Here is a 25,691-nt window from a genome sequence, read left to right on the forward strand (position 1 = left end):
GAAGAGAGTGGGGCCAGGTCGGCCTTGGCGGCTCGTTTGATATATGAAACAATAGTGAAACTCATGGCAGTGGTTCGCGGTGTGCCGGCGGCCCCTCGTGGATCCCGCCCGCCGACGCAGCAGTCGAGGGAGTGCGCATGTTTGAGAGGTTCACCGACCGCGCGAGGCGGGTGGTCGTTCTGGCCCAGGAAGAGGCCAGGATGCTCAACCACAACTACATCGGCACCGAGCACATCCTTCTGGGTCTGATCCATGAGGGTGAGGGTGTCGCCGCGAAGGCGCTGGAGTCGCTGGGCATTGCCCTCGAGGGTGTGCGCCAGCAGGTCGAGGAGATCATCGGCCAGGGTCAGCAGGCGCCGTCCGGGCATATCCCGTTCACGCCGCGGGCGAAGAAAGTGTTGGAGCTGTCGCTGCGTGAGGCGTTGCAGCTGGGCCACAACTACATCGGCACCGAGCACATTCTGCTGGGCTTGATCCGCGAGGGTGAGGGTGTCGCCGCGCAGGTGCTGGTCAAGCTGGGTGCGGACCTGAACCGGGTGCGTCAGCAGGTGTTGCAGCTCCTGTCGGGGTATCAGACGGGGGAGAAGTCGACCGAGTCGGGTTCCGGCCGTGGTGAGGGCACGCCGTCGTCGTCGCTGGTGCTGGACCAGTTCGGCCGCAATATGACGGTGCTGGCCCGGGAGGGCAAGCTGGACCCGGTCATCGGGCGCGGCAAGGAGATCGAGCGGGTCATGCAGGTCCTGTCCCGCCGGACGAAGAACAACCCGGTGCTGATCGGCGAGCCTGGTGTCGGCAAGACCGCTGTCGTCGAGGGCCTGGCGCAGAGCATTGTCAAGGGCGAGGTGCCGGAGACGCTGAAGGACAAGCAGCTCTACACCTTGGACCTGGGTTCCCTGGTGGCGGGTTCGCGGTATCGGGGTGATTTCGAGGAGCGCCTGAAGAAGGTGCTGAAGGAGATCAAGACCCGCGGCGACATCATCTTGTTCATCGACGAGCTCCACACTCTGGTGGGTGCGGGTGCGGCGGAGGGCGCGATTGACGCGGCCTCGATTTTGAAGCCGATGCTGGCGCGGGGTGAGTTGCAGACGATCGGTGCGACCACGCTGGAGGAGTACCGCAAGTACATCGAGAAGGACGCGGCGTTGGAGCGGCGGTTCCAGCCGATCCAGGTGGGTGAGCCGTCGCTGGAGCACACGATCGAGATTTTGAAGGGTCTGCGGGACCGGTATGAGGCGCACCACCGTGTCTCGATCACCGACTCGGCCCTGGTCGCGGCGGCGACGTTGGCGGATCGGTATATCAATGACCGGTTCCTGCCGGACAAGGCGATCGACTTGATCGACGAGGCCGGCGCGCGGATGCGGATCCGGCGGATGACGGCGCCGCCGGACTTGCGGGAGTTCGACGAGAAGATCGCCGATGTGCGTCGGGACAAGGAGTCGGCGATAGACGCGCAGGACTTCGAGCGCGCGGCCCGGCTGCGGGACGAGGAGAAGACTCTTCTCGGGCAGAAGGGTGAGCGGGAGAAGCAGTGGAAGGACGGCGACCTGGATGTTGTCGCCGAGGTCGATGATGAGCAGATCGCGGAGGTGCTGGCCAACTGGACCGGTATCCCGGTGTTCAAGCTGACCGAGGAGGAGACGACCCGCCTGCTGCGGATGGAGGAAGAGCTCCACAAGCGGATCATCGGGCAGGAGGACGCGGTCAAGGCCGTGTCGCAGGCGATTCGCCGGACGCGGGCGGGGTTGAAGGACCCGAAGCGCCCGTCGGGGTCGTTCATCTTCGCCGGCCCGTCGGGTGTGGGGAAGACGGAGTTGTCGAAGGCGTTGGCGGCGTTCTTGTTCGGTGAGGACGACGCGCTGATCCAGATCGACATGGGCGAGTTCCATGACCGGTACACGGCGTCGCGGTTGTTCGGTGCCCCTCCCGGTTATGTCGGGTATGAGGAGGGTGGGCAGCTGACCGAGAAGGTGCGGCGGAAGCCGTTCTCGGTGGTGTTGTTCGATGAGATCGAGAAGGCGCACCAGGAGATCTACAACACGCTCCTGCAGGTGCTGGAGGACGGCCGGTTGACGGATGGTCAGGGCCGGACGGTGGACTTCAAGAACACGGTGCTGATCTTCACGTCGAACCTGGGCACGTCGGACATCTCGAAGTCCGTCAGCCTCGGTTTCTCTTCCGGAGCGGATGTGTCGAACCGCTACGAGAAGATGAAGCAGAAGGTCAACGAGGAGATGAAGAAGCATTTCCGGCCGGAGTTCCTGAACCGGATCGATGACATCATCGTGTTCCACCAGCTGACCCAGGATCAGATCATCCAGATGGTCGATTTGATGATCGGGCGGGTGGAGAAGCAGCTCAAGGCCAAGGACATGGACATCGAGCTGACCGGCAAGGCGAAGGCCCTGCTGGCCAAGCGCGGGTTCGACCCCGTTTTGGGTGCCCGGCCGCTGCGTCGCACCATCCAGCGGGAGATCGAGGACCAGCTCTCGGAGAAGATCCTCTTCGGCGAGATCGAAGCCGGCCAGATCATCCTGGTCGACGTCGACGGCTGGAGCGGCAACCCCGAAGACTCCGACGACCGTGACGACTCCGACGGACTTGAAGAGGAGGCCTGCTTCACCTTCAGTGGACGGCTCCGGGCGGTTGTCGTCTGATCCGGCGGCGCCTGGTCTGAAAGGACAGTGTCCGAAGGCAGGCACTGTCCTTTTCGGACGCTCGATTGGTTTGCTTTGGTGAATTCCGCGGTATGCCGGTGCGGAAGGCGTACCCGGAGCAGTCCCGCCTGGGCGCACCGTGATGGAGGCCTGGGCCACTCAGTGCGCGCTGGCGCCGAGGTTCGTACATAATCACCTAGTATTGGTGATGGAGGCACGAACATGACGACGACGAAGCGGAACTACCACCAGTACTGCGGCCTGGCGTCCGGGTTGGATGTGATCGGCGAGCGGTGGACCCTGCTCGTCGTCCGCGAGCTGATGATGGGGCCCCGGCACTACGGCGAGCTGCTCGCCGACCTGCCCGGCATGGGCACCAACCTGCTGGCCGACCGGCTGAAGTTCCTGACCGAGCAGGATGTCGTGCGGCGCGTCGACGTCAAGGGCACCGGCTCCCGGCTGGCCTACGAGCTGACCGAGCGGGGCGCGCGGCTGCGCCCGTTCGTGCTCGGGCTGGCGCGCTGGGGCCTCGATTTCGTCGGTGAAATCCATCCCGACGACACGGTGCGCCCGCACTGGGGCTTCCTCGCGGTCGAGTCGATGCTCCGGCAGGAGGCCGTCACGGACCACGAGGAGCAGTACGAGTTCCGCGTCGATGACGAGGTCTTCCGCATCGAAGTGTCCGGCGGGCAGGCGAAAACGGCCCGTGGCCCGGCATCCGAGCCGGCCACCGTGGCCAAAGTGGACTCCGCGACGTTCGTCCAGATCGGCGCGAAGCGGCTCACCCCGCTGACCGCGATGCTCACCGGGCGGCTGACCCTCGACGGCGAGGTCGAAGCCGTGCTGCGCTGCTGCGACCTGCTCGGCCTTGACGCCGGGGACTACGCCGCCGGCCGGTGAGAGCTTCCGGAACAGGTAGCGTGTGAGCGCGGCGGCAGGCCTGGCCGACGCCGCTGGGCTGCGGTTGTAGCGGACCGGTGCGAGTGTGCCGGAAACGCCGAAGCCGCCCGGGGTCACGGGCGGCTTCAGCGCTGGGACCGGGGCCGGACGGGGTGGGGGATCGCCCGCCCGGCCCCGGGTTCCGGGGCCGGCACCAGCCGAGTCAGTCGAGTGGGTCGAGCCGGATGCCGGTCAGGTCGAAGAACTCGATCGGCGGGGCGGGCACCGACCGCATGGCGGACTCAGCTGCCGTAGCACTGACCGCGTGGCGGATCCGGCTGCCGTAGTACTGCGACGTCACGGCGGCGAAAGGCGGGATCGGCAGGTCCGCCGTCGGTGGCCCGCAGGCCGGCGATCTCGTGCGTGTCCTGGAATCGCGGCAGCGCGCCGGGCTCGGGTTCGGTCTCCTTCCGGGGGGAAGTACGGGCCGCTTCGGAGCCGACTGTAGCCGACCGCCCCTCTGCTGGCTATGCGAAAATTTAGTGAACTTCCACCGGTCGGCCATGATCGTAGTCGCTGTACCAGTCGACCTCGATGGACTTTCGTTGTAGCTTTAAAATGAGATAGCCAGTGCTATTCTGGGAATTCCGACGTTGGCGGGGAGCGGACGACCGGCGAGGGCGGGGTTGGTGGCGGTGGACCTGACGGTCGTGGCCGGGGCGTACGCGGACCGGCATCCGGGAGCGCCCGGGATCGCTGCCGGGTTCCGGCTGGATCTGGACGAGGACTACTGCCGGGAGGTCGCCGCGTGCTACGAGCGTGCACCGAGGCTCGCCGGATCGGCGCTGCGGGCGTACGAGCTGCTGAAGGCGGAGAACCTGGCGCAGTTCCGGCTGATCGGCGAAGCCGGGATCGACGTCCGGCCGTGGGATGGCGCGGGGCAGCCCTACCGGAGTTCGGCCGAGCTGATCGAACGGGTCCTCGGCACCGGTGTGCTGCTGGTCCACCTGACCAGCGTCCGGCACGGCCCCGGCCCGGCCACGGGCTTCCACCCGATGCTGGCACCGTCCGGGATCTCCGCGCACGGGGTCGCCCTGTGCTGCAACGACCTGTTCCGCGCGGTGCACGACGTGTTCGGGCATGTCATGTCCGGCAACCACTTCGGGCCCCGCGGCGAGTTCCGGGCGACCTTCGCGCACCTCGGCATGTACCGGCGTGAGGTGCACCGGGTGCTGCTGACCGAGCAGATCGGCCAGATCTGCTGGTTCTACTACGGGCCGCACCTGCTGGGCCGCGACGGGCAGCCCCGGCGGCGCGGCGATCCGGCGTACGTCCCGCCGCCGCGGCGCCCCTATCCCGAGCAGAAGGTGTTCGAGCTGAGCCAGTCTCATCTGGATCGGTTCGAGGGCCTGTTCCACCGACTGGAGGCAGTATGACCAGCACGGCCACCTCGAGCGGCCTGATCGGCGACGCCGTCCGCGAGCGGTTCCCGATCCTCGGCCGCCGCGGGTTTCCCGTTTACCTCGACAACGCCGCGACCACCCAGAAACCGCGCGAGGTGCTCGACTCGCTGGTCGGTTACTACGAGACGGTCAACAGCAACGTCGGGCGGGGCTACTACGGGCTCGCGATGGCCTCGACCGAGCAGTACGAACAAGCCCGTGAAGTCGTCCGCCGCTTCCTCGGTGCCGAGGAAGCCGACGAGATCGTGTTCACGGCGAGCACGACGGCGGCCACGAATCTGCTCGCCGACACCCTCGGCCGCGCGACGGTCGGGCCGGGCGACCAGGTCGTGGTGACCGGGCTCGAACACAACTCGAACCTGCTGCCCTGGCGGCGTTTGTGCGACGACACCGGTGCGGAGCTGGTGGTCGCGCCCGTCGGCGCGGACGGCCGGGTGGAGCCGTCCGCGTTCGCCGCGGTGCTCGGGCCGCGGGTCCGGATCGTCGCGATCGGGCACGTGTCGAACGTGCTCGGCACGGTCAACCCGGTGCGGGAGCTGGCCGCGCTGGCCCACCGCCACGGTGCCCGCGTCGTGGTCGACGGGGCCCAGGCCGTGGCGCACCGCCCGGTCGACGTCCGTGAACTGGGCGCCGACTTCTACACGTTCTCGGCGCACAAGGTGTACGGCCCGATGGGGACCGGTGTGCTCTACGGCCGCCGGGAACTGCTGGAGCAGCTCGGCCCATACCAGGTCGGCGGGGGCACGGTGAAGGGCGTCCGGCACGACAGCCCGGTGCAGTACGTGCCCGTGCCGGCCCGGCTGGAGGCAGGCACGCCGAACGTGGCCGGCGCGGCTGGGCTGGCCGCGGCGCTGGAGTTCGTCGCCGGGCTCGGCTGGGACTCCGTGCGCGCGCACGACGAGGCGCTGGTCGGCCAGGCCGTGGCGGAGCTGGCGGCGATTCCCGGGGTCCGGATCGTCGGCGACCCGGGCGCGGAGCCCAGCGGGATCGTCTCGCTCGCCGTGGACGGCATCCATCCCTACGACGTCGGCGGGCACCTGGACCGGCGTGGCATCGCGGTCCGCTGCGGCGTGCACTGCGCCAGCACTCTGCTCGACGACCTGGGCCTGCTCGGCACCGTCCGGCTGTCGTTCGCGGTCTACACCACCGAAGCCGAGCTCGACGCGGTCCGCCGCGCGCTGGCCGAGGTCGAGCCGGGGGAGTGGACGGCGTCGCACCCGGACACCCGGTTCCTGTGAGGAGTGAGGCCATGACTTCGATCGACGTGGCCGCCGCGCACGAGGAGCAGCGGCGGATCTGGGACGACGTCAGCGAGGGCTGGGCGCGCTGGCAGCCGGCGTTCGAGCGCGGCGCGGGCGCGGTGACCGCAGAGCTGCTGCGGCTCGGCGGCGTCGCCCCGGGCCAGCGGGTGCTGGACTTCGGCACCGGGCTCGGCGAGCCCGCGGTCTCCGCCGCGCTGGCGGTGGCGCCGGACGGGCTCGTGCTCGGGGTCGACCTCTCGCCGCGGATGATCGAGCTGGCCCGGGCGCGCGCGGCCGGGCCGGTGGAGTTCGTGGCCGGCGATCTGGACGACCTCGGCCTGCCCGCGGGCGGGTTCGACGTCGTGCTGAGCCGCTGGGCGCTGCCGTTCCTGCCGGACCGGGTGGGCACGCTGCGCACGCTGCACCGGCTGCTGAAACCCGGGGGAGTGCTGGCCGCCGCGGTATGGGGGACGCCGCCCCGGGTGCCGATGATCAGCCTCGCCTTCGCCGTTGTGGCGCGGCTGCTGGAGCTCCCGCCGGCTCCGCCCGGGCTGCCCGGCCCGTTCGCCCTCGCCGACGCGGACCTGGCGCGCGCCGAACTGGCCGAGGCGGGGTTCGGCGAGCTGGCCGTCACCACCCTCGGCGCCGAGTTCCGGCTCGGCTCGCTGGACGAGTTCGCCGGTTTCGCCCGGGATGTGCTGCCACCACGGATGAAACAGCTGCTGCGGGACCGGTACGGCACGGTCGCGGCGCCGGCTGTCTGGACGGCGTTCACCGAGGCCGCCGCGCCCTTCGCGACCGGGGACGGCGTGGTCGTGCCGTCCGAGACGCTGTGCCTGCGCGCCGTGGCCGGTGCGCGATGAAGTTCGACACGAAGCTGGTCCTCGCCGGGCAGGACGCGGAGCCGGGCACCGGTGACCTCGTGCCCCCGCTCCACCTCGCCACGACCTACGAACGCGGCGTGCAGGACCCGCCGCGTTACTTCTACGCCCGGGGGGAGAACCCGACCCGGGAGAACCTTGAGACCTGCCTGGCCTCACTCGAGGACGCGCGCTTCGCCGACGTGTACTCGTCCGGGCAAGCCGCCGGGATGACGGCGCTCTCCCTGCTCGGTCCGGGCGATCGGCTGCTGTGCTCGGACGACGTCTACGGCGGCACCTACGGCCTGTTGGCCGAGACGGCGCGCCGGGGTATCGACGTCGTGCAGGCCGACCTGTCCGACCCGGAAACCGAGATCCCCCAAGGCGTTTCGCTGGTGTGGGTCGAGACGCCGACGAACCCGCTGCTCAAGATCACCGACCTCGAACGCCTCGCCCGGCGCGCCCGCGAACGCGGCGCCCGGGTGCTCGTGGACAACACCCTGGCCGGGCCCGTGCTGCAGCAGCCGTTGCGCCACGCGGACATCAGCCTGTACAGCACCACCAAGGGCATCGCCGGGCACCTGGACGTGCTGGGCGGCGCGCTCGTCTACTCCGACGAGGAGCTGCACGAGCGGTTCCGGTCCTATCGCACCATCGCGGGCAACGTGCCCGGCCCGCTCGACTGCTACCTCGTCCACCGCGGGCTGAAAACCCTGTCGTTGCGCGTCGAACGGCAGGTGCGCACCGCGGCGGCGCTGGCCGAAGTGCTGGTCGCCGAGCCGTCCGTCGGCCGGGTGCGGTACCCGGGGCTGCCGGACGACCCGGGGTACGCCCTCGCCCGGCGGCAGATGACCGCGCCCGGGTCGATGATCTCGTTCGACTACCGGGGCGACCCGGGGAAACTGCTGGAGCTGGTCCGGGTCTTCGCCTGCGCGGTGAGCCTCGGCGGCGTCCGGTCGCTGATCGAGTGCCCGGCCGCGATGACGCACCGGCCCGTGCCCGCCGAGCGACGGCGCGCGCTCGGCATCACCGACGAGCTGATCCGGTTGTCGGTCGGTATCGAGGATCCCGGCGACCTGACCGAAGACCTGCGGTCCGCGTTGCGCGCGGGCCACGAGAGCTGACCGCGGGCTGCGGTAAGGCACTAGCGCGGTGCTCAGACGCCGAAGCCACCGTCGATGTCGAGGCTGGAGCCGGTGATGAAGGCGGCGTCGGGGCCGGCCAGGTAGGACACGAAAGCGCCGACCTCGGCCGCGGTCCCGAATCGGTCCGTCGCCATGGCTGCGAGCATGTTCGACGCGGCGGGCCCGTCGGCCGGGTTGGCGTCGGTGTCGACCGGGCCCGGCTGGATGTTGGTGATGGTGATCCCGCGCGGGGCCAGTTCACGGGCGAGCCCGCGGGTCAGGCTCGCCAGCGCGCCCTTGGTCATGGCGTAGATCGACCCGCCGGGGAACGGCATGCGGTCGGCGTTGATGCTGCCGATGTTGATGATCCGCCCGCCCTCGCCCAGGTGCGCCAGCGACTCCCGGATGGCGACGATCGCGGACCGCACGTTGATCGTCAGCATCGCGTCGATCTCGTCCATCGTCAGGTCGGTGATCGTGGCGAAGCTGCCCACGCCGGCGTTGTTGACCAGGATGTCCAGGCCGCCGAAACGGTCGGCGGCCTGCGCGACCGCGGACACGACGTCCTGCTCGTGCCGGCTGTCGGCGTGGATCGCGTGCGCGTCGCCCCCGGCCGCGGCGGCCACTGCTTCCGCGCGATCTTTGGAACTCGCGTAGGTGAATGCCACCTTCGCGCCGTCGGCCGCGAGCCGGGCGACGATGCCGGCGCCGACGCCCCTGGAACCACCCGTCACCAGCGCGGTCTTGCCTTCGAGCGGCCTTGCGGTCATGTGCTGCCGTCCTTTGAGTGGTTATTGATTGATCCCTCAATAATTCACAGCGACGGTGGTGTTGTCAAATTTGAGCGATCACTCCATAACGGGTAGGGTGGGCGCATGCCCAGGCCGAGGAAGTTCGACGAGCAGGCCGTGCTCACCGCCGCGAGAGCCGTGTTCTGGCGCGACGGCTACGCGGCCACTTCGGTCCAGGGCCTCACCGACGCGACCGGCCTGGGGACGCAGAGCCTGTACGGCGCGTTCTCCAGCAAGCACGACCTGTTCATCCGGATCCTGGACGACTATTGCGCCCACCAGTCCGCCGGGCTCGAGGCCGCCGTCACCGCCGACCCGAGCCCGTGGCACGGGGTCACGTCGGCCGTCACGTTCGAGGACGGCGGCCGCCTCGACCTGCCACCCCAGGGCTGCTTGATGGCCAACAGTGCGGCGGCCCTGAGTGTCCAGGACGAGCAGGTCCGGACCCTCGCGAGCCAGGTCTACGCCAAGACCCTCGCGCTGTTCGCCCAACAGATCGCCCAGGCCCAGGAAAGCGGTGAGATCGACGCCGACGTCGATCCGGAGCAGACCGCCCGGGCGCTGATCGCCGTCATGCAGGGAATCGAATTCCTGCACAAGGCAGGGATCGGCGAGGACGAGCTGCGCCTCGCCAAGACCGCCGCCCTGCAGATGATCGAGCGCTCCGTCGTGCGCTGACGACCCCGCACTGCCGAAGCCGGCGGCGCGGTCATCCCGGTGTGTCGCTGAACCTCGCCAGCTCCGCGGCCAGCCGCGCCCGGATGTCGCCGGAGCAGAACGCGGCAGCGATCCCGGTGCGCGCGATCGTCAGCAAGTCCTCAGTGGACAGACCGAGCCGGTCCCGGCACAACCGGTACTCACCGCCGCAGGTGGTGGCGAACATCCCGGGGTCGTCGGAGCCGAGGGTCACCGGCACCCCGGCCGAGAGCAGCCCGGGCAGCGGATGGACGGCGAGCGAGCCCACCACCCCGGTGCGGAGGTTCGAGGTCGGGCAGACCTCCACCGTGATGCCCCGCTCGGCGAGGTGCGCGAGCAGCCGCGGATCGGCGCTCGCACCGAGCCCGTGGCCGATCCGCTCCGCGCCCAGATCGTTCAGCGCCGACCAGACCTCGGCGGGCCCGGTGGTCTCGCCCGCGTGCGGCAGGCTGTGCAGCCCGGCGGCCCGCGCCCGCGCGAAGGCGTCGCGGAAGAGCCGCCGGGGGACGCCGTGCTCCGGGCCGCCGAGGCCCAGCCCGACCGTGCCCTCGGGCTGCCACCGGAGTATCCAGTCCACAGTGGACTCACCGCCCGCCGTCCCGTCGTCGCCGGAGATGTCGAACACCCAGCCCAGCTCCACCCCCGCCGCGCGGGCGGCGGCCCGGCCCGCGGTGAGGGCTTCGGCGAGTTCACCGGGGGCGAGCCCCTGTTTCAGGTGGGACAACGGGGTGACGGTCACCTCGGCGTACCGGACGGTGTCGAGGGCGAGGTCGTGCGCGAGCCCGGTCACGAGGGTGACGACGTCCTCACCGGAGCGGACGAGCCGGTTGACCGCGGTGTAGACGGTGAGGAAATGGGGGAAATCGGTGAACCGGTAGAACTTCGCGACCTCCGCCGGGTCGGCGGGGACGCCGTGCCCGGGACGGCGGCGGGCGAGCTCCGCCACCGTCGCGGGCGTGGCCGATCCGAGCAGGTGAACGTGAAGGTCCACTTTGGGCAGCCGGGCCGTCCAGCCGCCGGTCACGAGGCGGGGTCCGCGACGCCGAAGTCGCTGATCCGCAGGGCCGGCATGGCCGTCCGGACGGGCCACTCGCCCCACTCCCGCGGCAGCGCGGGCTCGGTGCGGCCGGCCTCGGTCACCCGGCCCAGCAGCGCGACCGGGCTCTCGTTGAACCGGAAGTCCGGCACCGCGGCGGTCACCTCCCCGTGCTCGACCAGGTAGACGCCGTCCCGGGTGACGCCGGTGAGCAGCAGGGCGCGGGGGTCCACGTCGCGCAGATACCACAGCGAGGTCAGCAGCAGCCCGCGCTCGGTGCCCGCGACCATCTCCGCCAGGGTGCGGCCGCGGTCCTCGCCGCGCAGGACGAGGTTGCCGATTTCGGGAGTGCACGGGAGCCCGTGGGCCGCGGCCGAGGCGCGGGTCCGGGTCAGCGCGGTGAGCACCCCGCCGGTGATCCAGTCCGTCCGCGTGAGCGGGAGGCCGTTGTCGAAAACCGAGGTGGCGGCGGTCGAAGCGCGGGCGATGGTGAAGGGCGTGCACTCGAGGCCGGGTTCGGCCGGGTCGCTGTACAGCGTCAGCGCGACTTCGCTCAGCCGCTCGCCGAGGCGGGTGCGGCCGTCCGGCCCGCTGAACACCGACTGGCCGCGGTGGGCGGCCCAGGCGGCGAGCGCCTCGTACAGGTGCAGCATCAAATCGGCCGTGCCCGACGGCGGGAGGAGCACTTCGTACCGGCCCGGTGGGAGTTGCGCGGAGCGGACGGGCCGGTCGAGCCGTTCGTCGAGCCGTCCGGCCATCGCCACCGGGTCGCCCGGCTCCGGTGCGCCGGAACCCGCCCACGCCGAGGCCGGGTGGCCGGCGCGCCTGGCGGTCAGGTCGAGCACGCCGCTCGGCTGGACGTGGCGCAGCCGCAGGCCCGTCGATGACGCGACGCAGCTGGTGCGGACCTGGTGCTCGGCGTAGCCGTACAGCAGGCGGCCGCCGCGGCGGGCTCGCTCGAACGCCGTCGCCAGCCCGGGAAGCAGGGCATCGAGACCGGCGGACGGGGCCACACCGCGTTCCTCGCTGTCCGACGCCGGGTCCCACGGCGGTACCAGCGGCGAGGCGTCCGGCGACGGTTCGGCCCGGCGCGCGGTCTCGGTGGCCGCCGTGACCAGCGCGGCCACGGAATCCTCGTCCCAGTCCCCGTGCCAGGCGGCGACGCCGGTGGCCCCGTCCGTCATCGCCGCGACGGTGAGCCGGCGGCCGGTGGTGGCGCCGCTGGTGGTCGGGGCGTTCGCGGCCCACCGGAGGTGGACGGCCGAGGACTCGTCGGCCACCGCGACGCAGCCGCCGTCCGCCGGGCACAGCTCGACCGCGCGCTCCGCCGCCCAGGCCGCGTTGTCCATGGTGGTGGTCATCGCGCCGCCGTGTTCGTCACGCGGATGCCGTCGAACGTCGCGGCCGGGCTGCCGTGACTGGTCGCGGCGGCCTGCACCGGCTGGCCCTTGCCGCACAGGTCGGCGCCGAACGTCCGGTAGGTGTCCGGCCCGCCGAGCGCGGCGAGCGCACCCCAGAACTGCCGGGTCCGGCCCTGGTAGGCGACGCCGGAGAGCTGCCCGGCCAGCTTTCCGCGATGGATCCGGTAGGCGCGCTGGGCCGAGAACTGGAAGTCCTCGCGCCGCGCGTCGATGGAGAAGCTGTCCGAGCCGGTCAAGTAGATGCCCTCGCCCGCCTCTTCGATCAGCCGGGTCGTGCCGGGGCCGTCCGGGGCGGCCCGCAGTGACACGTTGGGCAACCGCTGGATCGGGACGTGCAGGGCGGACTCCGCGTGGGAGCAGCCGGTGGAACGGCGGGCGCCGAGGAACGCCGCGCCGGCCCGGTCGGTCTGGAAGCCGGTCAGCACGCCCCGCTCGATCAGCGGCCACTGCTGCGCGGCGACGCCTTCGTCGTCGAAACCGATGGTGGCCAGGCCGTGCGGCGCGGTGCGGTCGGCGTCGACGTTCATCAGCGCCGAGCCGTAGCGCAGTGAACCGAGCTGGTCCGGGGTGACGAAAGTGGTGCCCGCGTACGCCGTTTCGTGCCCGAGCGCCCGGTCCAGCTCGGTCGCGTGGCCGACCGACTCGTGGATGGTCAGCCACAGCTGCGAGGGATCGACCACCAGGGTGTAGTGCCCGGGTTCGACCGGCTTCGCCAGCCGTTTCCCGGTGAGCAGCGCCGGCATCGCGTCGAGTTCCGCCTCCCAGTCCCAGCCCTCGCCCTCCAGGTACTCCCAGCCGCGCGCGGTCGGCGGCCCCTGGGTGCGGAGGCTGACCCCGTCGCCGGCCGCGACGACCAGCGGGTGAATGCGGACGCGCTGCTGGAGCGTGGTGGTGCCGGCCAGGTCGGCGTAGAACCGGTTCTCCCGCGTGAAGACCACCTTGGCGAGCACCAGGCTGACCTGCGGTGCCTGGGCGAGCCGGGCGCTCCACTCCGTCAGCTTCGCCGCGCGGTCGGCCGCCGGCACCGAGAACGGGTCGATCCGGTACGGGCTGCTCCACTGCCCGCGATGCACCGGTTCCCCGGCCGGCGGCGGCGCGGGCGCCGGGCGGAGCGAGGCGGCGGCCGCGGCCACCGCGATCGCGTTGTCCACAGTGGACGCCGCTGCCTCGGGGGTCAGCACGGCCGTCGCGGCGAAACCGTGGACGCCGGCTGATTCCAGCCGGACCGCCAAACCGGTGTCGGTGGTGTCCGTGCTGCCTTGGAGAGCGCCGTCGTGGGTGATCGAGGCGGCGGTGCGCACCCGGACGACCCGGCAGGACGCGGACCGGACGCCCCGCCGCCGGGCCCGGTCGAGGGCCGCGGCGGCCAACCGGTCGAGGGGGAGCGCGGTGAACGCGGGATCGACCCCGGAGAGCGTCTCGGTCATTAGTGAACTATACGTCATTTAAGCAATACGGTCGGTTGCCGACGCGCTCGCCGGCGGTGGCAGGGCGTGGTGAACCGTCAGCGGAGCCGGTGAAAGACATCATCCGTTCAGTGGTGTCGTGTTACTCTGGGTCAGGGAGGTCCCTAGCGGTTCGAGGAGGCAGTGAGCATGGCAGAACGCCGCAATTACGGTCAGTTCTGCGGTTTCGCCACCGCGCTCGATCTGCTCGGCGAGCGGTGGACGCTGCTCATCGTGCGCGAGCTGCTGCTCGGCCCCCGGCGGTTCTCCGAGCTGGCGGAGAACCTGCCCGGCCTCGGCCCGAACCTGCTGACCGACCGGCTGCGCGCACTGACGAAAAATGGAGTCATCGCCCGCTCGGTGGTCGAGGGCGACCGGCGCGGGAAGGCCTACGAGCTGACCCCCGCCGGCGAGTCGCTGCGGGAGCCGGTGCTGGAGCTGGCCCGCTGGGGGCTCGCGTACGCCGAGCCCAACGCTGGCGGCGAGACCAGGGCCGATTGGGCAGTTCTGGCCGTACAGGCGCTGATGCGGCCGGACGCGGTGCTCACGGTCGACGAGAACTACGAGTTCCATGTGGACGATCAGGTCTTCCACATCGCGATCGAAGCCGGGCGGGCGCGGGTCGGCCGCGGCCCGGCCGTGGAACCGGTCCTGCACCTCGTCACGGACGCGCGCACGTTCGTCGAAATCGGTTCCGGCGCGATCAGTCCGTTCCGCGCCGTGCTGAGCGAACGGCTGAAGATGATCGGTGACCCGGAGGCCGTCGCGCGGTGCGGTGATCTGCTCGGGCTCGGCTCCTGAACCTTGGCACGTAGGCCTTTCCTCACGATCCGTCGCTTCGGGTGATCGCAACTCGCAGACGGGTGAGGGGGGTTTTCACTCTCGCCGGGCAGTGGTAATTTTCTCTTTACTCAGCGGGATTGCTTGAATTTCAAGTTGTGAACTTCTGGCCTAGGTGGCCGGGCCGCCGGCACTTCGTGCCCGCCCCGGCCATTGGCCTGTCGGATGGTCCATGCACCGGTCGGCCATGGGAGCGTTCGCATGACTCACGAAGTGCCGGGCTCCGCGGCCCCGTCCGGGATCGCGGAGCCGAGTTCTCTGTTCAGGCTGCCGATGTCGATGGCCGACTTCGGCCGGCGAGGTTTCCGGCTTGATCGCCCGGACGCGCGGAAAGTGCTGGAACTGCATGCGCGCACGTTTCTCGGCGGTTTCAACCTGGCTGTCCGTAATTGGCGCGATCCACATCCCGCGCTGGCTGCGGTTTCCGCCGAAGAAAGGGGTTTCGCCTACGAAGCGGCGGGAATGTTCGCGGCGATAAGGGATTTCGGACGCCGGCGAAGTGGTGGCGCGCTGGACATCCTGCTCGACGGGCCGGGGGCGGGATACGTCCATCTGGTCCATGTCGGCTACGGCTGGGGGTCGGCCCTGTTCGGGGCGCCCCTGCCGGTCCGGCTGCCGCGAACCCCGTTGCTGCGCTGGCTCGCGCTGGACGGCGCGGGGTTTTCCCGGGCCTTCTTCGGCGGGCTCCCGACCTTGCGGAAGATGGCGGCCCGGCGGATGAATCCGGTCCGGGAGTCCACCTTGGCCGGTTGTGGCCGGGCCCTGTGGTTCGCCGAGTCGGCGGACCCGGCCGGGGTGGCGGGGGTGATCGGGTCGGCCGCGGCGCCGGCCCGGCCGCACCTGTGGGCCGGGGTCGGACTGGCGTCCTGCTACGCCGGCTGTGCGGATGACCGTGCATTTGACGCGCTCATTACGGCGAGCGGCGCGCACAGTGCGTATTTCGCGCAGGGGGCGATGTTCGCCATCGCTGCCCGCACCCGTTCGGGTGTAGTTCCGCGGTTTACCGAGGTCGCTTGTCGGTATTTGTTCACCGCGGACCCGGATACCGTGGCGTCTTGGACCGAAACCGCGGCCGAAGGCCTCACCGGAGCTATTGACGTGAGTGCTTATCTGGAATGGAAGTCCAGGTTGCGGGCGCGGGCCGGGCGCCTCTGATAGACCGCGCCGCCCGGCCCGGAGCCCGCAATCGCTGACGGTAAGGGTTGTACTTATGCGTATTCCTCTTCGGCGAGCCGTGCCGATCGTTGTCGCGCTGGCCTTGTGCGTCGTGGCGGGGGTGTTCACTGTCCGCCCGGGGTTGAGCGCGGCCGATTCCGCGACGCTCGCGCGGGGGTTTTCCTTCCACAAGATCGCGCTCAATTCGGCACCACCGGAGGCGCGGCGCGAGCGTGAAGTGGAGCCGGCGCTGAAGAACCTCCAAGCGTGGATCTCGGCGGTGGGGGCGGCCGTGGCGCTCGCCGACGTGCGCGGGCTGGGCCGCTCGGCCGACGCCTGCCTGGTGGACCCGCGCGACGACTCGGTGACCGTGCTGCCGGTGCCCGGCGCCGGCGGCCCGCAGTACCCGCGTTTCCCGTTGTTCCCGAACGGGTTGCGCTACGACCGGACGATGGCGCCGATGGGCTGCGTCCCCGCGGACCTCAACGAAGACGGGCTGCAGGACTTCATCGTCTACTACTGGGGCCGTTCGCCGGTGCTGTTCCTGAACCAGGGCGGCCCGCCGGCCGCGGCCGCGTTCCGCCCGGCGGAGCTGGTCCAGCCGATGCAGGTCTGGAACAGCAGTGTCGTCAACGTCGCCGACATCGACGGCGATGGCCACGTGGACATCATGGTGGGCAACTACTTCCCCGACGGCGCGCAGGTGCTCGACCCGGCGGCGACCGCGGACGGCCGGATGCAGATGCAGGACTCCATGGGCAAGGCGCGCAACGGCGGGACCAACCGGCTCTACCTGACCGCGCCGACCGGGGTCCGTGGCGCCCCGCCGAATCTCACCGACGTCAGCTCGGCCATCCCCGAAGACTCCGCGCAGTCGTGGACCCTCGCGCTGGGGATGCAGGACCTGACCGGGTCGGGCCGGCCGGACATCTACGTGGCCAACGACTTCGGCCCCGATCAGCTGCTGCTGAACCACTCCACGCCCGGCCGGGTGCGCCTGGACGAGATCGTCGGCACGCGTGACGCGACGACCCCGCGGTCGGAAGTACTCGGGCACGACTCGTTCAAGGGCATGGGGGTGACGTTCACCTATCCGAGCGGCGCCGGGCTGCCGATGATCGCGGTCAGCAACATCACGACGCCCTTCGCCTTGCAGGAAAGCAATTTCGCGTTCGTCCCCACGGGGGCCGCGCAGGAGATCGGCTCCGGGAAGCTGCCCTACACCGAGCGCAGCGAGGACCTCGGGCTGGCCCGGTCGGGCTGGGCCTGGGACATCAAGGCCGGCGACTTCGACAACTCCGGCAACGACCAGCTGATGCAGGCGGTCGGGTTCCTGAAGGGGACCAGGGACCGGTGGCCGGAGCTGCAGGAGCTGGCGATGGGCAACGACCAGCTGCTGCGCTACCCCCAGGCGTGGCCGAAGTTCCAGCTCGGCGACGACCTGTCCGGGCAGCAGCACAATCCCTTCTACGTCAAGGATTCCGCGACCGGCCGGTACGCGGACCTCGCGCCCGAGCTGAACATCGCCGACGTGTGGACCTCGCGGGGGCTGGCGTTCGGCGACGTCGACGGGGACGGGCGGCTCGACGCGCTGGTCGCCAACCAGTGGAACGACTCGTACCTGCTCCGCAACACCTCCCCGGTCGCCGCCCCCGGCGTCGACCTGCGCCTGGTCGAGCCCGGCGCGGCCGGCGGCGAGCGGGCCGCGATCGGCGCGCAGGTCGTGCTGCACACGGACCGGCCGCAGAAGACCCAGCTGTACCCGGCCAACGGGCACGCGGGAGTGTCCGCCGCCGAGGTGCACCTGGCGCTGCCCGGCGCGGCGGCGACCGCGACCGTGACCTGGCTGGCCGAGGGCCGCCTGGTCAGCGCCGACGTCCAGGTCACGCCCGGACACCACACCCTGCTCCTCAACCCGGACGGAACGGTGGTAGCGAGATGACCACGACGGAACGCCGCGCGCCACTGGCGCCGCCGGACGGCCCGGCTTCGCCCCCGGCGGTGAAGCCGCCGGTCGACCTCCGGGTCAAGGCCCTGCAGCGCTTCGCGATGTCGATCACCGTCTTCACCATCGCCGGGCACCTGGTGCTCGGGTTCGAGCAGGCGCCGATCACCCCGGTCGCGGCCGTGCTGACCAGTTACGTGGTGGCGATCGCGCTGGAGTGGCTCGACAGCTGGGCCCGGGACCGGACGCCGGAGTACGCCGGCGGCCCCCGCGCGATGATGACGTTCCTGCTGCCCGCCCACATCACCGCGCTGGCGTGCGCGATGCTGCTCTACGGGAACTCGTCGGTGTGGCCGTACCTGTTCGCGGTGCTCGTCGCCCACGCGGCGAAGTACCTCGTGCGGGTGCGCGTCCGCGGCCGGCTGCGGCACGTGCTCAACCCGTCGAACACCGGCATCGTGGTCACCCTGCTGCTGTTCCCGTGGGTGGGGATCGCGCCGCCGTACCACTTCACGAACAACCCGACCGGGGCGATCGACTGGCTGGTGCCGCTCGGCATCCTGATGCTCGGCACGATGCTCAACGCGGGCCTCACCCGCAAGGTGCCGCTGATCCTGGGCTGGGCCGGCGGGTTCGTGCTCCAGGCCGTGCTGCGGTGGCTGATCCTCGACGAGGCGCTGATCGCCGCGCTGGTGCCGATGACCGGCGTCGCGTTCGTGCTCTACACGAACTACATGATCACCGACCCCGGCACCACGCCGGTGAAACCGCGCCAGCAGGTCGTGTTCGGCCTGACCACCGCGCTGGTCTACGGCGTGCTCGTGGTCTGCGGGGTCGTGTTCGGCCTGTTCTTCGCCCTGGTCATCACCTGCGTGCTGCGGTGGTTCGTGCTGGTCGTGGCGGAACGCCGGACGCGGGTGCGCTCTGCGGCGGAGGCAGCGTGAACAGCGGCCGGATCGCCGTGGTCGGGCTGGCCTGCCGGTACCCGGACGCGACGTCGGCGACCCAGCTGTGGCAGAACGTGCTGGCCCGGCGGAAGGCGTTCCGCCGGATCCCCGGCGCCCGCCTGTCCGCGCGGTACCAGGGCGGCGCGGCGGACCCGGACTCGGTCGTGGCCACCCACGCCGCGGTGCTGCGGGACTGGACGTTCGACCGGGCCCGGTTCGGCATTCCCGGCCCGCTGCACCGGGCGGCCGACCACACCCACTGGCTCGCCCTGGAGACGGCCGCGGACGCGCTGGCCGACGCCGGGTACCCGGAGGCCGAGGGGCTGGACCGGGACGCGGTCGGGGTGGTCATGGGCAACTCGCTCGCCGGGGAGTTCACCCGCGCGGCCACGCTGCGGACGCGCTGGCCCTTCATCGCCGGCGCCGCGGCGAACGCGCTGTCCGGCGCCGGGATCGGCGAAGAGCTGGCCGGTGAGGTGCTGGGCCGGATGGAGGCCCTGGTCAAGGAGCCGTTCCCGGTGCCGGGCGACGAGACGCTGGCCGGCTCGCTCGCGAACACCATCGCCGGGCGGATCTGCAACCACTTCGACCTGCACGGCACCGGGTACACAGTGGACGGTGCCTGCTCGTCCAGCCTGCTCGCGGTGATGACCGGCTGCCGGGCGCTGGCCGCGGGCGAGCTGGACCTCGTGCTCGCCGGTGGGGTCGACATGTCCCTCGACCCGTTCGAGCTGGTCGGGTTCTCCCGGCTGGGCGCGCTCGCCGCCGATGAGATGCGGGTCTACGACGAGCGGCCCACCGGGTTCCTGCCGGGTGAGGGCTGCGGGGTCGTCGCGCTGATGCGGGCCGAGGACGCCGAGCGAGCGGGACGGCGCGGCTACGCGAGCCTGATCGGCTGGGCGTCCTCTTCGGACGGAGCGGGCGGGCTGACCCGCCCCGAGCAGCGCGGGCAGATACTGGCCATGCGCCGGGCCTACGCCCAGGCGGGCGTGGGCCCGGAAACGGTGGAGCTGGTCGAAGGACACGGCACCGGGACCGCGGTGGGGGACGAGGTCGAGCTGGCGGCGCAGGGCGAGCTGCGCGCGGGCGCCCCGTCGGCGGCGCTGGGTTCGGTCAAGGCGAACATCGGGCACACCAAGGCCGCGGCGGGGGTGGCGGGGCTGATCAAGGCGGTGCTGGCCGTCCACCACCGGGTGCTGCCGCCGACGACCGGCTGCGAGCGGCCGCACGCGTTGCTGCGCCGCAAGGACGCGCCGTTGCGGATCCTCGCCGAGGCGGAGCCCTGGACCGCCCAGGTGCCGCGGGCGTCGGTGTCGTCGATGGGCTTCGGCGGGATCAACGCGCACGTGGTGCTCGAAGGCGTTCCGGGACCGGCGCGGTCCCGGCTGGGCGCGAGCGTGCGGCGCTGGGCCCGGCGCGGCCCGTCGGACGAGATCGTGCTGGTGGGGGCCGACAGCGCGGATGCGCTCACCGGCCGGCTGCGTGACCTCGAACGCAGTGCCCGCGCGCTGAGCGTCGCCGAGGTCGGCGACCTGGCCGGCACGGCGTGGCGCGACGGTGCCGGGGACCGGTGTTTCCGGGCCGCGCTGGTGGTGTCCACTCCGGACGGTCTGGCCGCGGCGGCGGGCCGCGCCGCGGCGGCGGCCGGCCGGATGACCGGGACGGTGCTCGACGAGGCCGGCGGGTTCGCACTGGGCTCCGGGCCGGCACCGCGGATCGGCCTGCTCCTGCCGGGGCAGGCCGCGCCGGTGCGACGGGAACTTCCTTGGTGGGCCAGGGAATTGGGCGTGCCGGAGGTAGGGCCGGTCCCGGAGACAGGGTCGGTCCCAGCGGCAGTGTCGAACCTGGGGGCAGGGCCGAACGTCCTGCCCGCAGGGGAGGACGTCGTGGACACGGCGATCGCGCAGCCGGCCATCGTCCGGCAGTCGCTGGCCGCGCTGGCCTGGCTCGACGAACTCGGCACGGTCGCGGCGGCGGCGTGCGGGCACAGCCTGGGCGAGCTGACCGCGCTCGGCTGGGCCGGCGCCCTCGCGCCGGACGAAGTACTCGCGCTGGCCGTCGGCCGCGGCGAGATCATGGCCCGCCTGGGTAAGTCGGACACCGGCATGGCCGGTCTGGGCTGCGGCGCCGAACAGACGCGCGAGCTGCTCGCCGAGGCCACGCTTGCCGGCGACACTGTTGCTGGCAGCACTCTTGTCGGAAACACTCTTGTCGATAACACTCTTGTCGATAACACAGTGGAGATCGCCGGGCACAACGCGCCGGATTCCACCGTCGTCGCCGGTGAGCGCGCGCAGTTGCGCGCCGTGGTCGAGCGGGCCCGGGAAGCCGGGATACCGGCGAGCCTGCTCGCCGTCTCGCACGGGTTCCACAGCGAGGCGATGCGCCCGGCGATCGAGCCGTTCCGCGCGTTGGTCGCCCGCCTTCCGCTGACCTCGCCGCGGCGTACCGTGCTGTCCACCGTGACCGGCAAGGAGTTTTCCGGCGGCCCGGACGAGTTGCGGGCGCTGCTGGTCGACCAGCTGACCGCGCCGGTGTTGTTCGCCGACGCGCTGGCGGAGCTGGGCCGACGCTGCGACCTGCTGGTCGAGGCCGGGCCGGGGGCCATTCTCAGCGGGCTGGTCCAGGCCAACGGTTCCCCGCTGCCCACGGTGACGCTGGACGCGGGCGGTGACCCGGCCCGGCACGCGTTCGCGACCGCCGCGCTGGCCGCCGTCGGCGCCGCGGACCTGACGCCGTGGTTCAGCGGCCGCGGGTTCCGGACGCTGCCCGCCGACGCCGTGCCCGGTTTCGTGCCGAATCCCTGCGAGAGCCAGGCGGATCCGTCCACAGTGGTCCCGGCGAGGAGGCCGCCGGCCGCTTCGGCTGCCGTGCCGGAGCCCGTGCTCGACGTCCAGGCGGGGACGCCGCTCGAGCTGCTGATCGCGCACCTGGCCGAGAAGCTCGAACTCGCCCCGGAATCGATCCGGCCCGACAGTTCCCTGCTCGGCGACCTGCACCTGAATTCGCTCCAGGTGACCGAGACGGTGTTCTCGGCGGCCCGGGCGCTTGGCCGCCGGCCGCCGGACAGCCCGGTGCCCATCGCGCAGGCCACCGTGTCGGCGGCGGCCGAGCTGATCGGGCAGCTCCCGGTGGCCGGGGACACCGATCTCGCCGAGGTGCCGGGAGTGGCGCCGTGGGTGCGGTCGTTCGTCCCGTGCTGGGTGCCGTTCTTCCCGGAATCATCCACAGTGGACGAGAAGGCCGAGGTCGTCCGGCTGGCCGGGACGGACGGGCCGGAGGAGCTGGCCGCCCTGCTGACCGGGCTCGACGCGAACCGGCCGGAACGGCTTGTGCTGCTGCACCACCGGCATCCGGCCGCCGCCGGGATCGCGCGGAGCGTGGTCACCGAGCTCGGCACGGAGCGTTGCGCCGTGGTGGACCTGGCCGATGCGGCGGCGGAGCCCGACGACCTGTCGGCCTTGTTGCCGGAGGCGGGTTACCGCGAGCTGCGGGCGACAGCCGGCGGTTATGAGCAAGTCTCGGTGCGGCTTCGTGTGCCCGGCGAGGGGGGAGTCCCGGACGCCCTTCGTCACGGCGACCTCTGCCTCGTCACCGGTGGCGTGCACGGGATCACCGCCCACACGGCGGTCGCGCTGGCCGAGCGCACCGGGTGCCGGCTGCTGTTCGCCGGACGGACGCCGCCGGACGATCCGGCGCTCGCCGCCCGGCTGGAGGAGCTGCGCGGCCGGATCAGCGAGGTCGGCTACGCGCGGTGCGACGTCACCGACGCCGAGGCCGTGCGGAAGCTGGTCGAGACGCGGGGCCCGATCCGCGGGCTGCTGCACGGTGCCGGGGTGAACCAGCCACGGCGGATCGCCGAGATCACCGGCAGCTCGCTGGCCGCGACCCTGGCGCCCAAGGTGACCGGCCTGGCGAACGTGCTCGTGGCGGCGGGTGAAGACCTCCGGCTCGTGCTCGGGTTCGGCTCGATCATCGGCCGGCAGGGCCTGGCCGGGCAGGCCGAGTACTGCGTCGCGAACGACTGGCTGCGCGTCGACCTGGAACAGTGGGCGGCGGCGCATCCGTTGTGCCGGGCTCACGTCCTGGAGTGGTCGGTCTGGTCCGGCGCGGGGATGGGCGAGCGCATGGGGGTGCTCGACCGGCTGCGCGGCCTCGGGGTGGAGCCGGTGGACCCGGAGCTGGGCACCGCGGCGCTGCTGGACCTGCTCGGCGATCCCACGGCGCCGGTCACCGCGCTGGTGTCTTCGCGTTTCCCCGCGACGCCGACCCTGCGGCTGGACGGCGCGGGCGGCCCGTGGGGACGGTTCACCGAGCGCGTCCTGGTGCACCTGCCCGGGGTGGAGGCGGTGGTCGACGCGAGTCTTTCGGCGGGCACCGACCCGTGGCTCGGCGACCACGTCATCGACGGCGTGGAGGTGCTGCCGGGGGTGCTCGGCCTGGAGGCGATGGTGCAGGCGGCGCGGCTGGCGGGCGCCCCTTCGCTGCCGCTCGACCTTTCCGAGGTGCGGTTCCGCGCCCCGGTCACGGTCGAGGAGCCGGACGGCCGCGGCATCCGGCTCGTGGCACTGGCCGGGGCCGACGGGGTCGACGCCGTGCTGCGGGAGTCCGGTGCCGTCGACGACCGGTTCTCCGCGCGGATCTCGGCCGCGGCCGAGCCCGACGGGACGTTCGAGCCGGCCGAGGCGCCGGCGGTCCGCGAGCCGTATCCGTGGTACGGCCGGCTGTTCTTCCACAGTGGACGGTTCCGCCGGGTGACCTGCTACGACGAGCTGACCGCGTTCACCGTCGAAGCCTGGCTGTCCGAAGGGGCGGCGGAGTCGTGGTTTTCCCAGTTCCACAGCGGAAACCTGGAGCTGGGCGACCCGGCCGCGCACGACGCCACGCTGCACGCGCTGCTCGCGTGCATGCCGCACCGGTGGGCCCTGCCGGGTGGCGCGGACCGGCTGACCGTGTGGCGGCACCCGCGGGGACCGTTGCGGGTGCTGGCCCGCGAACGCGCGCACACGGCCGACGACTTCGAGTTCGACGTCGACCTGGTGAGCGCCGGCGGCGCCCCGGTGGCCCGCTGGGACGGCCTGCGGCTGCACGCGGGCGGGGCGCGCCCGTGGCCCGGCGGCCTGCCCACGAGGCTGGTCGGGCCGTGGCTGACGCGCCGGCTGATCGAGTCGGGCGTGGCGGACGCGCCCGAGCTGAGGACCGGTGGCGACCAGCCTGCGGACCTCAGCGCCGGGGACTGGCGGGCCGAGGCCGAGGCCCGCGTGCTGGGTTCGCCGGCCGAGCCGAGAGAGGTCGAGTGCACGACCGAAGACGGCATCGTGCTCGCGCGCTACGGCTCGCGGCGGGTGGTCACCGCCGACGTCGCCGTCGAAGGGGCCGGGCACCCGGTCGCGCTGGCCGTCCCGGCGGCGACATGAGGGCGGCGACATGAGGAGCGTCAAGGCATTCCGCTACCACCACGTGGTCACGCTCGACGAGACGAACCTCGTCGGGAACGTGTACTTCGCCCACTACCTGCACTGGCAGGGGCACTGCCGGGAGCTGTTCCTCGCCGAGCACGCGCCCGGCGTGCTGGCGTCGCTCAAGGCGGGGCGGTTCGCCATGGTGACGGTGTCCTGCGGCGTCGACTTCTACGCCGAATGCTTCGCCCTCGACGAGGTCGAGGTCGCGATGACCCTGCGCGCGGCCTCGGGCAACCGGATCGAGATGGACTTCGACTACCACCGCCGGGGCACGCTCGCCGCGCGAGGACGGCAGACCGTCGCCTGTGTCGCCCGGGAAGGCGATCACGTGGTGCCGACGGAGATCCCGGCCGACCTGGCCCGGGCCGTGATGTCCTTCGCCTGACGCGGCGGCCAGTGGCGCGATCAGAACCAGTGCAGGCAGTGCGGGGTGCGCTCGGTGCGGAAGAGGGCGTCGGCGCGACCACCCGCGTCCGGGTGATGGGCCTGGATGTGCCCGGCGCGCACGAGAGTGCTCGGCGCGGTGCCGCCGAGGTAGACCGAGCCCAGGTCGCGCACGTCCAGGGACAGGTCGGGCTCCCGGCCCGTCGGGACGCAGCCGGCCTTGCCGTCCCGGACGGTCAGGAGGTAGCGGTTGTGCTCGCCGAGGAACGGGTCATCGACGTCGAGGACGAGTTCGCCGTCGGTGAACCAGCCACGCGTGGTCAGGGCCCGCGGGACGTCCAGCAGCCGCACCCAGAGCCAGTCGCCGTCGTCGCCCAGCTCGCCGGCGCGGAAGTCGGCGAGCTGCCAGGGCAGCGGGTTCTCCGGCGGGAGGTGCTTGAACACGATCCGGGTGACCAGGTCGTGTGCGAGCAGGAACCGGGCCAGTGCGGTGAAAACGGCGTCTTCGGTGGTGATGGTTTCGTCGACCGTCAAGGTCCCGGACTCGTTGAGCGAGTAGCTGGCGTACCCGTCCGGGATCCCGTCAGCGTCACGGTGGACGGCGATGTAGCGCGGCGCCGGGGTGATCGGGGCCTGTCCCGCGCCCAATGCCCACCAGCGGTGCGGCCGGGACAGCGCGCCGGGCTGGGCGCGGCGATACCGGTCGTAGACCTGTTCCAGGATTTCGCCGCACTCGGCCCGCCGCAGCAGCTCGATCGAGCCGGTGTCCGAAGGGCCGTGCGCCCGGGGGACGGCGAAGGTGGCCTGGTGACGCGGCACCGTCAGCCGCTGAGTGTAGGTCGCCGGCCCGTAGCCGAACCGGCCGTAGATCGGGGCTTCGGTAGCCAGCAGCACAGCGAGGATCTCGCCTCGGGCGCGCAGTTCGGTGAACTGATGCCGCATCATCTCGTTCAACACGCCCTGGCGCCGGTGCGTGGGCAGGACGCCGACGGCGGTCACTCCGGCGGCCGGGACGAGGACTTCCCCGGGCAGGGTCAGCTCGAAGGAGTGCGCGGCGGCGGTGCCGACGGGCCGCCCGTCGTCCGTCGTGGCGAGCAGGCAACGGTCCAGCTCGATCGCCGACCACCAGAGCCCGCCGCCGTCGACCGGGGTTTCCGGGAAGCGCCCGAACGCGGTATGGACGGTGTCGACGAAGACGTCGAGGTCCTGATCGGTCGTGGCACGGATCTTCATACTGTGCCCTTCGTTACTAATCCGACGGCAGCCACGGCGGACAGGGTTTCTACGAGCACATCGGCTGCAGCCCGTGTCCGCCTACTTTCGGTCGTATTAGTAACTGCCGCTG

The 25,691-nt window shown here is 71.6% G+C and carries 19 protein-coding genes; 13 read left to right on the plus strand and 6 right to left on the minus strand.

The genetic code is table 11. The features are described 5' to 3' along the window. Positions 1–137: 137 nt before the first annotated feature. Positions 138–2,657 carry an ATP-dependent Clp protease ATP-binding subunit gene (locus OG943_RS07070; RefSeq protein ID WP_328608876.1) on the plus strand — a complete coding sequence of 840 codons (2,520 nt, stop codon included), beginning with the start codon at positions 138–140 and terminating at the stop codon, positions 2,655–2,657. 222 nt (positions 2,658–2,879) lie between these two features. Beyond that, on the plus strand, positions 2,880–3,557 hold the full coding sequence (locus OG943_RS07075) for a winged helix-turn-helix transcriptional regulator (protein ID WP_328608877.1): 678 nt from the start codon (positions 2,880–2,882) through the stop codon (positions 3,555–3,557). 202 nt (positions 3,558–3,759) lie between these two features. On the opposite strand, the gene OG943_RS07080 is transcribed toward OG943_RS07075, so the two are convergent. Further along, entirely contained in the window at positions 3,760–3,897 is a 138-nt protein-coding gene (locus OG943_RS07080) for a hypothetical protein (protein ID WP_328608878.1), read from the minus strand. Between the two features lie 328 nt (positions 3,898–4,225). On the opposite strand from OG943_RS07080, the gene OG943_RS07085 reads away from it, so the two are divergent. From OG943_RS07085 to OG943_RS07100, 4 genes are read left to right on the plus strand one after another with little or no spacing between them, the layout of a single operon-like run. Further along, the gene (locus OG943_RS07085) at positions 4,226–4,972 is read left to right on the plus strand and encodes a crotonobetainyl-CoA--carnitine CoA-transferase (protein ID WP_328608879.1); all 747 of its coding nucleotides are present in this window, start codon (positions 4,226–4,228) and stop codon (positions 4,970–4,972) included. After that, positions 4,969–6,237, plus strand: coding sequence for an aminotransferase class V-fold PLP-dependent enzyme (locus OG943_RS07090; RefSeq protein ID WP_328608880.1), 1,269 nt, complete (start codon positions 4,969–4,971; stop codon positions 6,235–6,237). Before OG943_RS07085 ends, OG943_RS07090 begins: the two co-directional genes overlap by 4 nt. Before the next feature lie 11 nt (positions 6,238–6,248). Beyond that, positions 6,249–7,103, plus strand: a complete 855-nt coding sequence (locus OG943_RS07095; RefSeq protein ID WP_328608881.1) for a class I SAM-dependent methyltransferase — start codon at positions 6,249–6,251, stop codon at positions 7,101–7,103. Beyond that, the gene (locus OG943_RS07100) at positions 7,100–8,224 is read left to right on the plus strand and encodes a trans-sulfuration enzyme family protein (protein ID WP_328608882.1); all 1,125 of its coding nucleotides are present in this window, start codon (positions 7,100–7,102) and stop codon (positions 8,222–8,224) included. The genes OG943_RS07095 and OG943_RS07100 overlap by 4 nt, the downstream gene beginning before the upstream one ends. A 32-nt stretch (positions 8,225–8,256) precedes the next feature. On the opposite strand, the gene OG943_RS07105 is transcribed toward OG943_RS07100, so the two are convergent. After that, positions 8,257–8,994 carry an SDR family oxidoreductase gene (locus OG943_RS07105; RefSeq protein WP_328608883.1) on the minus strand — a complete coding sequence of 246 codons (738 nt, stop codon included), beginning with the start codon at positions 8,992–8,994 and terminating at the stop codon, positions 8,257–8,259. A gap of 105 nt (positions 8,995–9,099) precedes the next feature. Between OG943_RS07105 and OG943_RS07110 the strand changes: the two genes are divergently transcribed. Continuing rightward, positions 9,100–9,693: a TetR/AcrR family transcriptional regulator gene (locus tag OG943_RS07110; protein WP_328608884.1), complete on the plus strand. Its 594-nt coding sequence runs from the start codon at positions 9,100–9,102 to the stop codon at positions 9,691–9,693. 31 nt (positions 9,694–9,724) lie between these two features. On the opposite strand, the gene add is transcribed toward OG943_RS07110, so the two are convergent. The 3 genes from add to OG943_RS07125 are packed head-to-tail and all read right to left on the minus strand — an operon-like array spanning position 9,725 to position 13,595. Continuing rightward, entirely contained in the window at positions 9,725–10,702 is a 978-nt protein-coding gene (gene add, locus OG943_RS07115; protein WP_328608885.1) for an adenosine deaminase, read from the minus strand. A gap of 29 nt (positions 10,703–10,731) precedes the next feature. After that, positions 10,732–12,108, minus strand: a complete 1,377-nt coding sequence (locus OG943_RS07120) for a metallopeptidase TldD-related protein (RefSeq protein ID WP_328608886.1) — start codon at positions 12,106–12,108, stop codon at positions 10,732–10,734. Then, positions 12,105–13,595 (minus strand): TldD/PmbA family protein, encoded by a 1,491-nt coding sequence (locus tag OG943_RS07125; RefSeq protein ID WP_328608887.1) that lies wholly within the window; start codon positions 13,593–13,595, stop codon positions 12,105–12,107. The genes OG943_RS07120 and OG943_RS07125 overlap by 4 nt, the downstream gene beginning before the upstream one ends. A 168-nt stretch (positions 13,596–13,763) precedes the next feature. Here OG943_RS07125 and OG943_RS07130 point away from each other — a divergent pair, with 168 nt between their 5' ends. The 6 genes from OG943_RS07130 to OG943_RS07155 all read left to right on the plus strand — a co-directional run bounded on the left by OG943_RS07130 (position 13,764) and on the right by OG943_RS07155 (position 24,347). Next, positions 13,764–14,414: a winged helix-turn-helix transcriptional regulator gene (locus OG943_RS07130; protein WP_328608888.1), complete on the plus strand. Its 651-nt coding sequence runs from the start codon at positions 13,764–13,766 to the stop codon at positions 14,412–14,414. Between the two features lie 240 nt (positions 14,415–14,654). Beyond that, a complete protein-coding gene (locus OG943_RS07135; protein WP_328612022.1) occupies positions 14,655–15,608 on the plus strand; it encodes a DUF1702 family protein in 954 nt (317 codons plus the stop codon). A 55-nt stretch (positions 15,609–15,663) separates the two neighbouring features. Next, positions 15,664–17,550, plus strand: coding sequence for an FG-GAP repeat domain-containing protein (locus OG943_RS07140; protein WP_328608889.1), 1,887 nt, complete (start codon positions 15,664–15,666; stop codon positions 17,548–17,550). Next, positions 17,547–18,497 carry an enediyne biosynthesis protein UnbU gene (locus OG943_RS07145; protein ID WP_328608890.1) on the plus strand — a complete coding sequence of 317 codons (951 nt, stop codon included), beginning with the start codon at positions 17,547–17,549 and terminating at the stop codon, positions 18,495–18,497. The genes OG943_RS07140 and OG943_RS07145 overlap by 4 nt, the downstream gene beginning before the upstream one ends. Further along, a complete protein-coding gene (locus OG943_RS07150; protein ID WP_328608891.1) occupies positions 18,494–23,917 on the plus strand; it encodes an SDR family NAD(P)-dependent oxidoreductase in 5,424 nt (1,807 codons plus the stop codon). Before OG943_RS07145 ends, OG943_RS07150 begins: the two co-directional genes overlap by 4 nt. 10 nt (positions 23,918–23,927) lie before the next feature. Then, positions 23,928–24,347: an acyl-CoA thioesterase gene (locus tag OG943_RS07155; protein WP_328608892.1), complete on the plus strand. Its 420-nt coding sequence runs from the start codon at positions 23,928–23,930 to the stop codon at positions 24,345–24,347. A gap of 20 nt (positions 24,348–24,367) precedes the next feature. Here OG943_RS07155 and OG943_RS07160 read toward each other — a convergent pair whose 3' ends face one another. Continuing rightward, positions 24,368–25,579, minus strand: coding sequence for a GNAT family N-acetyltransferase (locus OG943_RS07160; RefSeq protein WP_328608893.1), 1,212 nt, complete (start codon positions 25,577–25,579; stop codon positions 24,368–24,370). Positions 25,580–25,691: the final 112 nt, after the last annotated feature.

This window comes from Amycolatopsis sp. NBC_00345, assembly GCF_036116635.1.
Taxonomy (GTDB): domain Bacteria; phylum Actinomycetota; class Actinomycetes; order Mycobacteriales; family Pseudonocardiaceae; genus Amycolatopsis.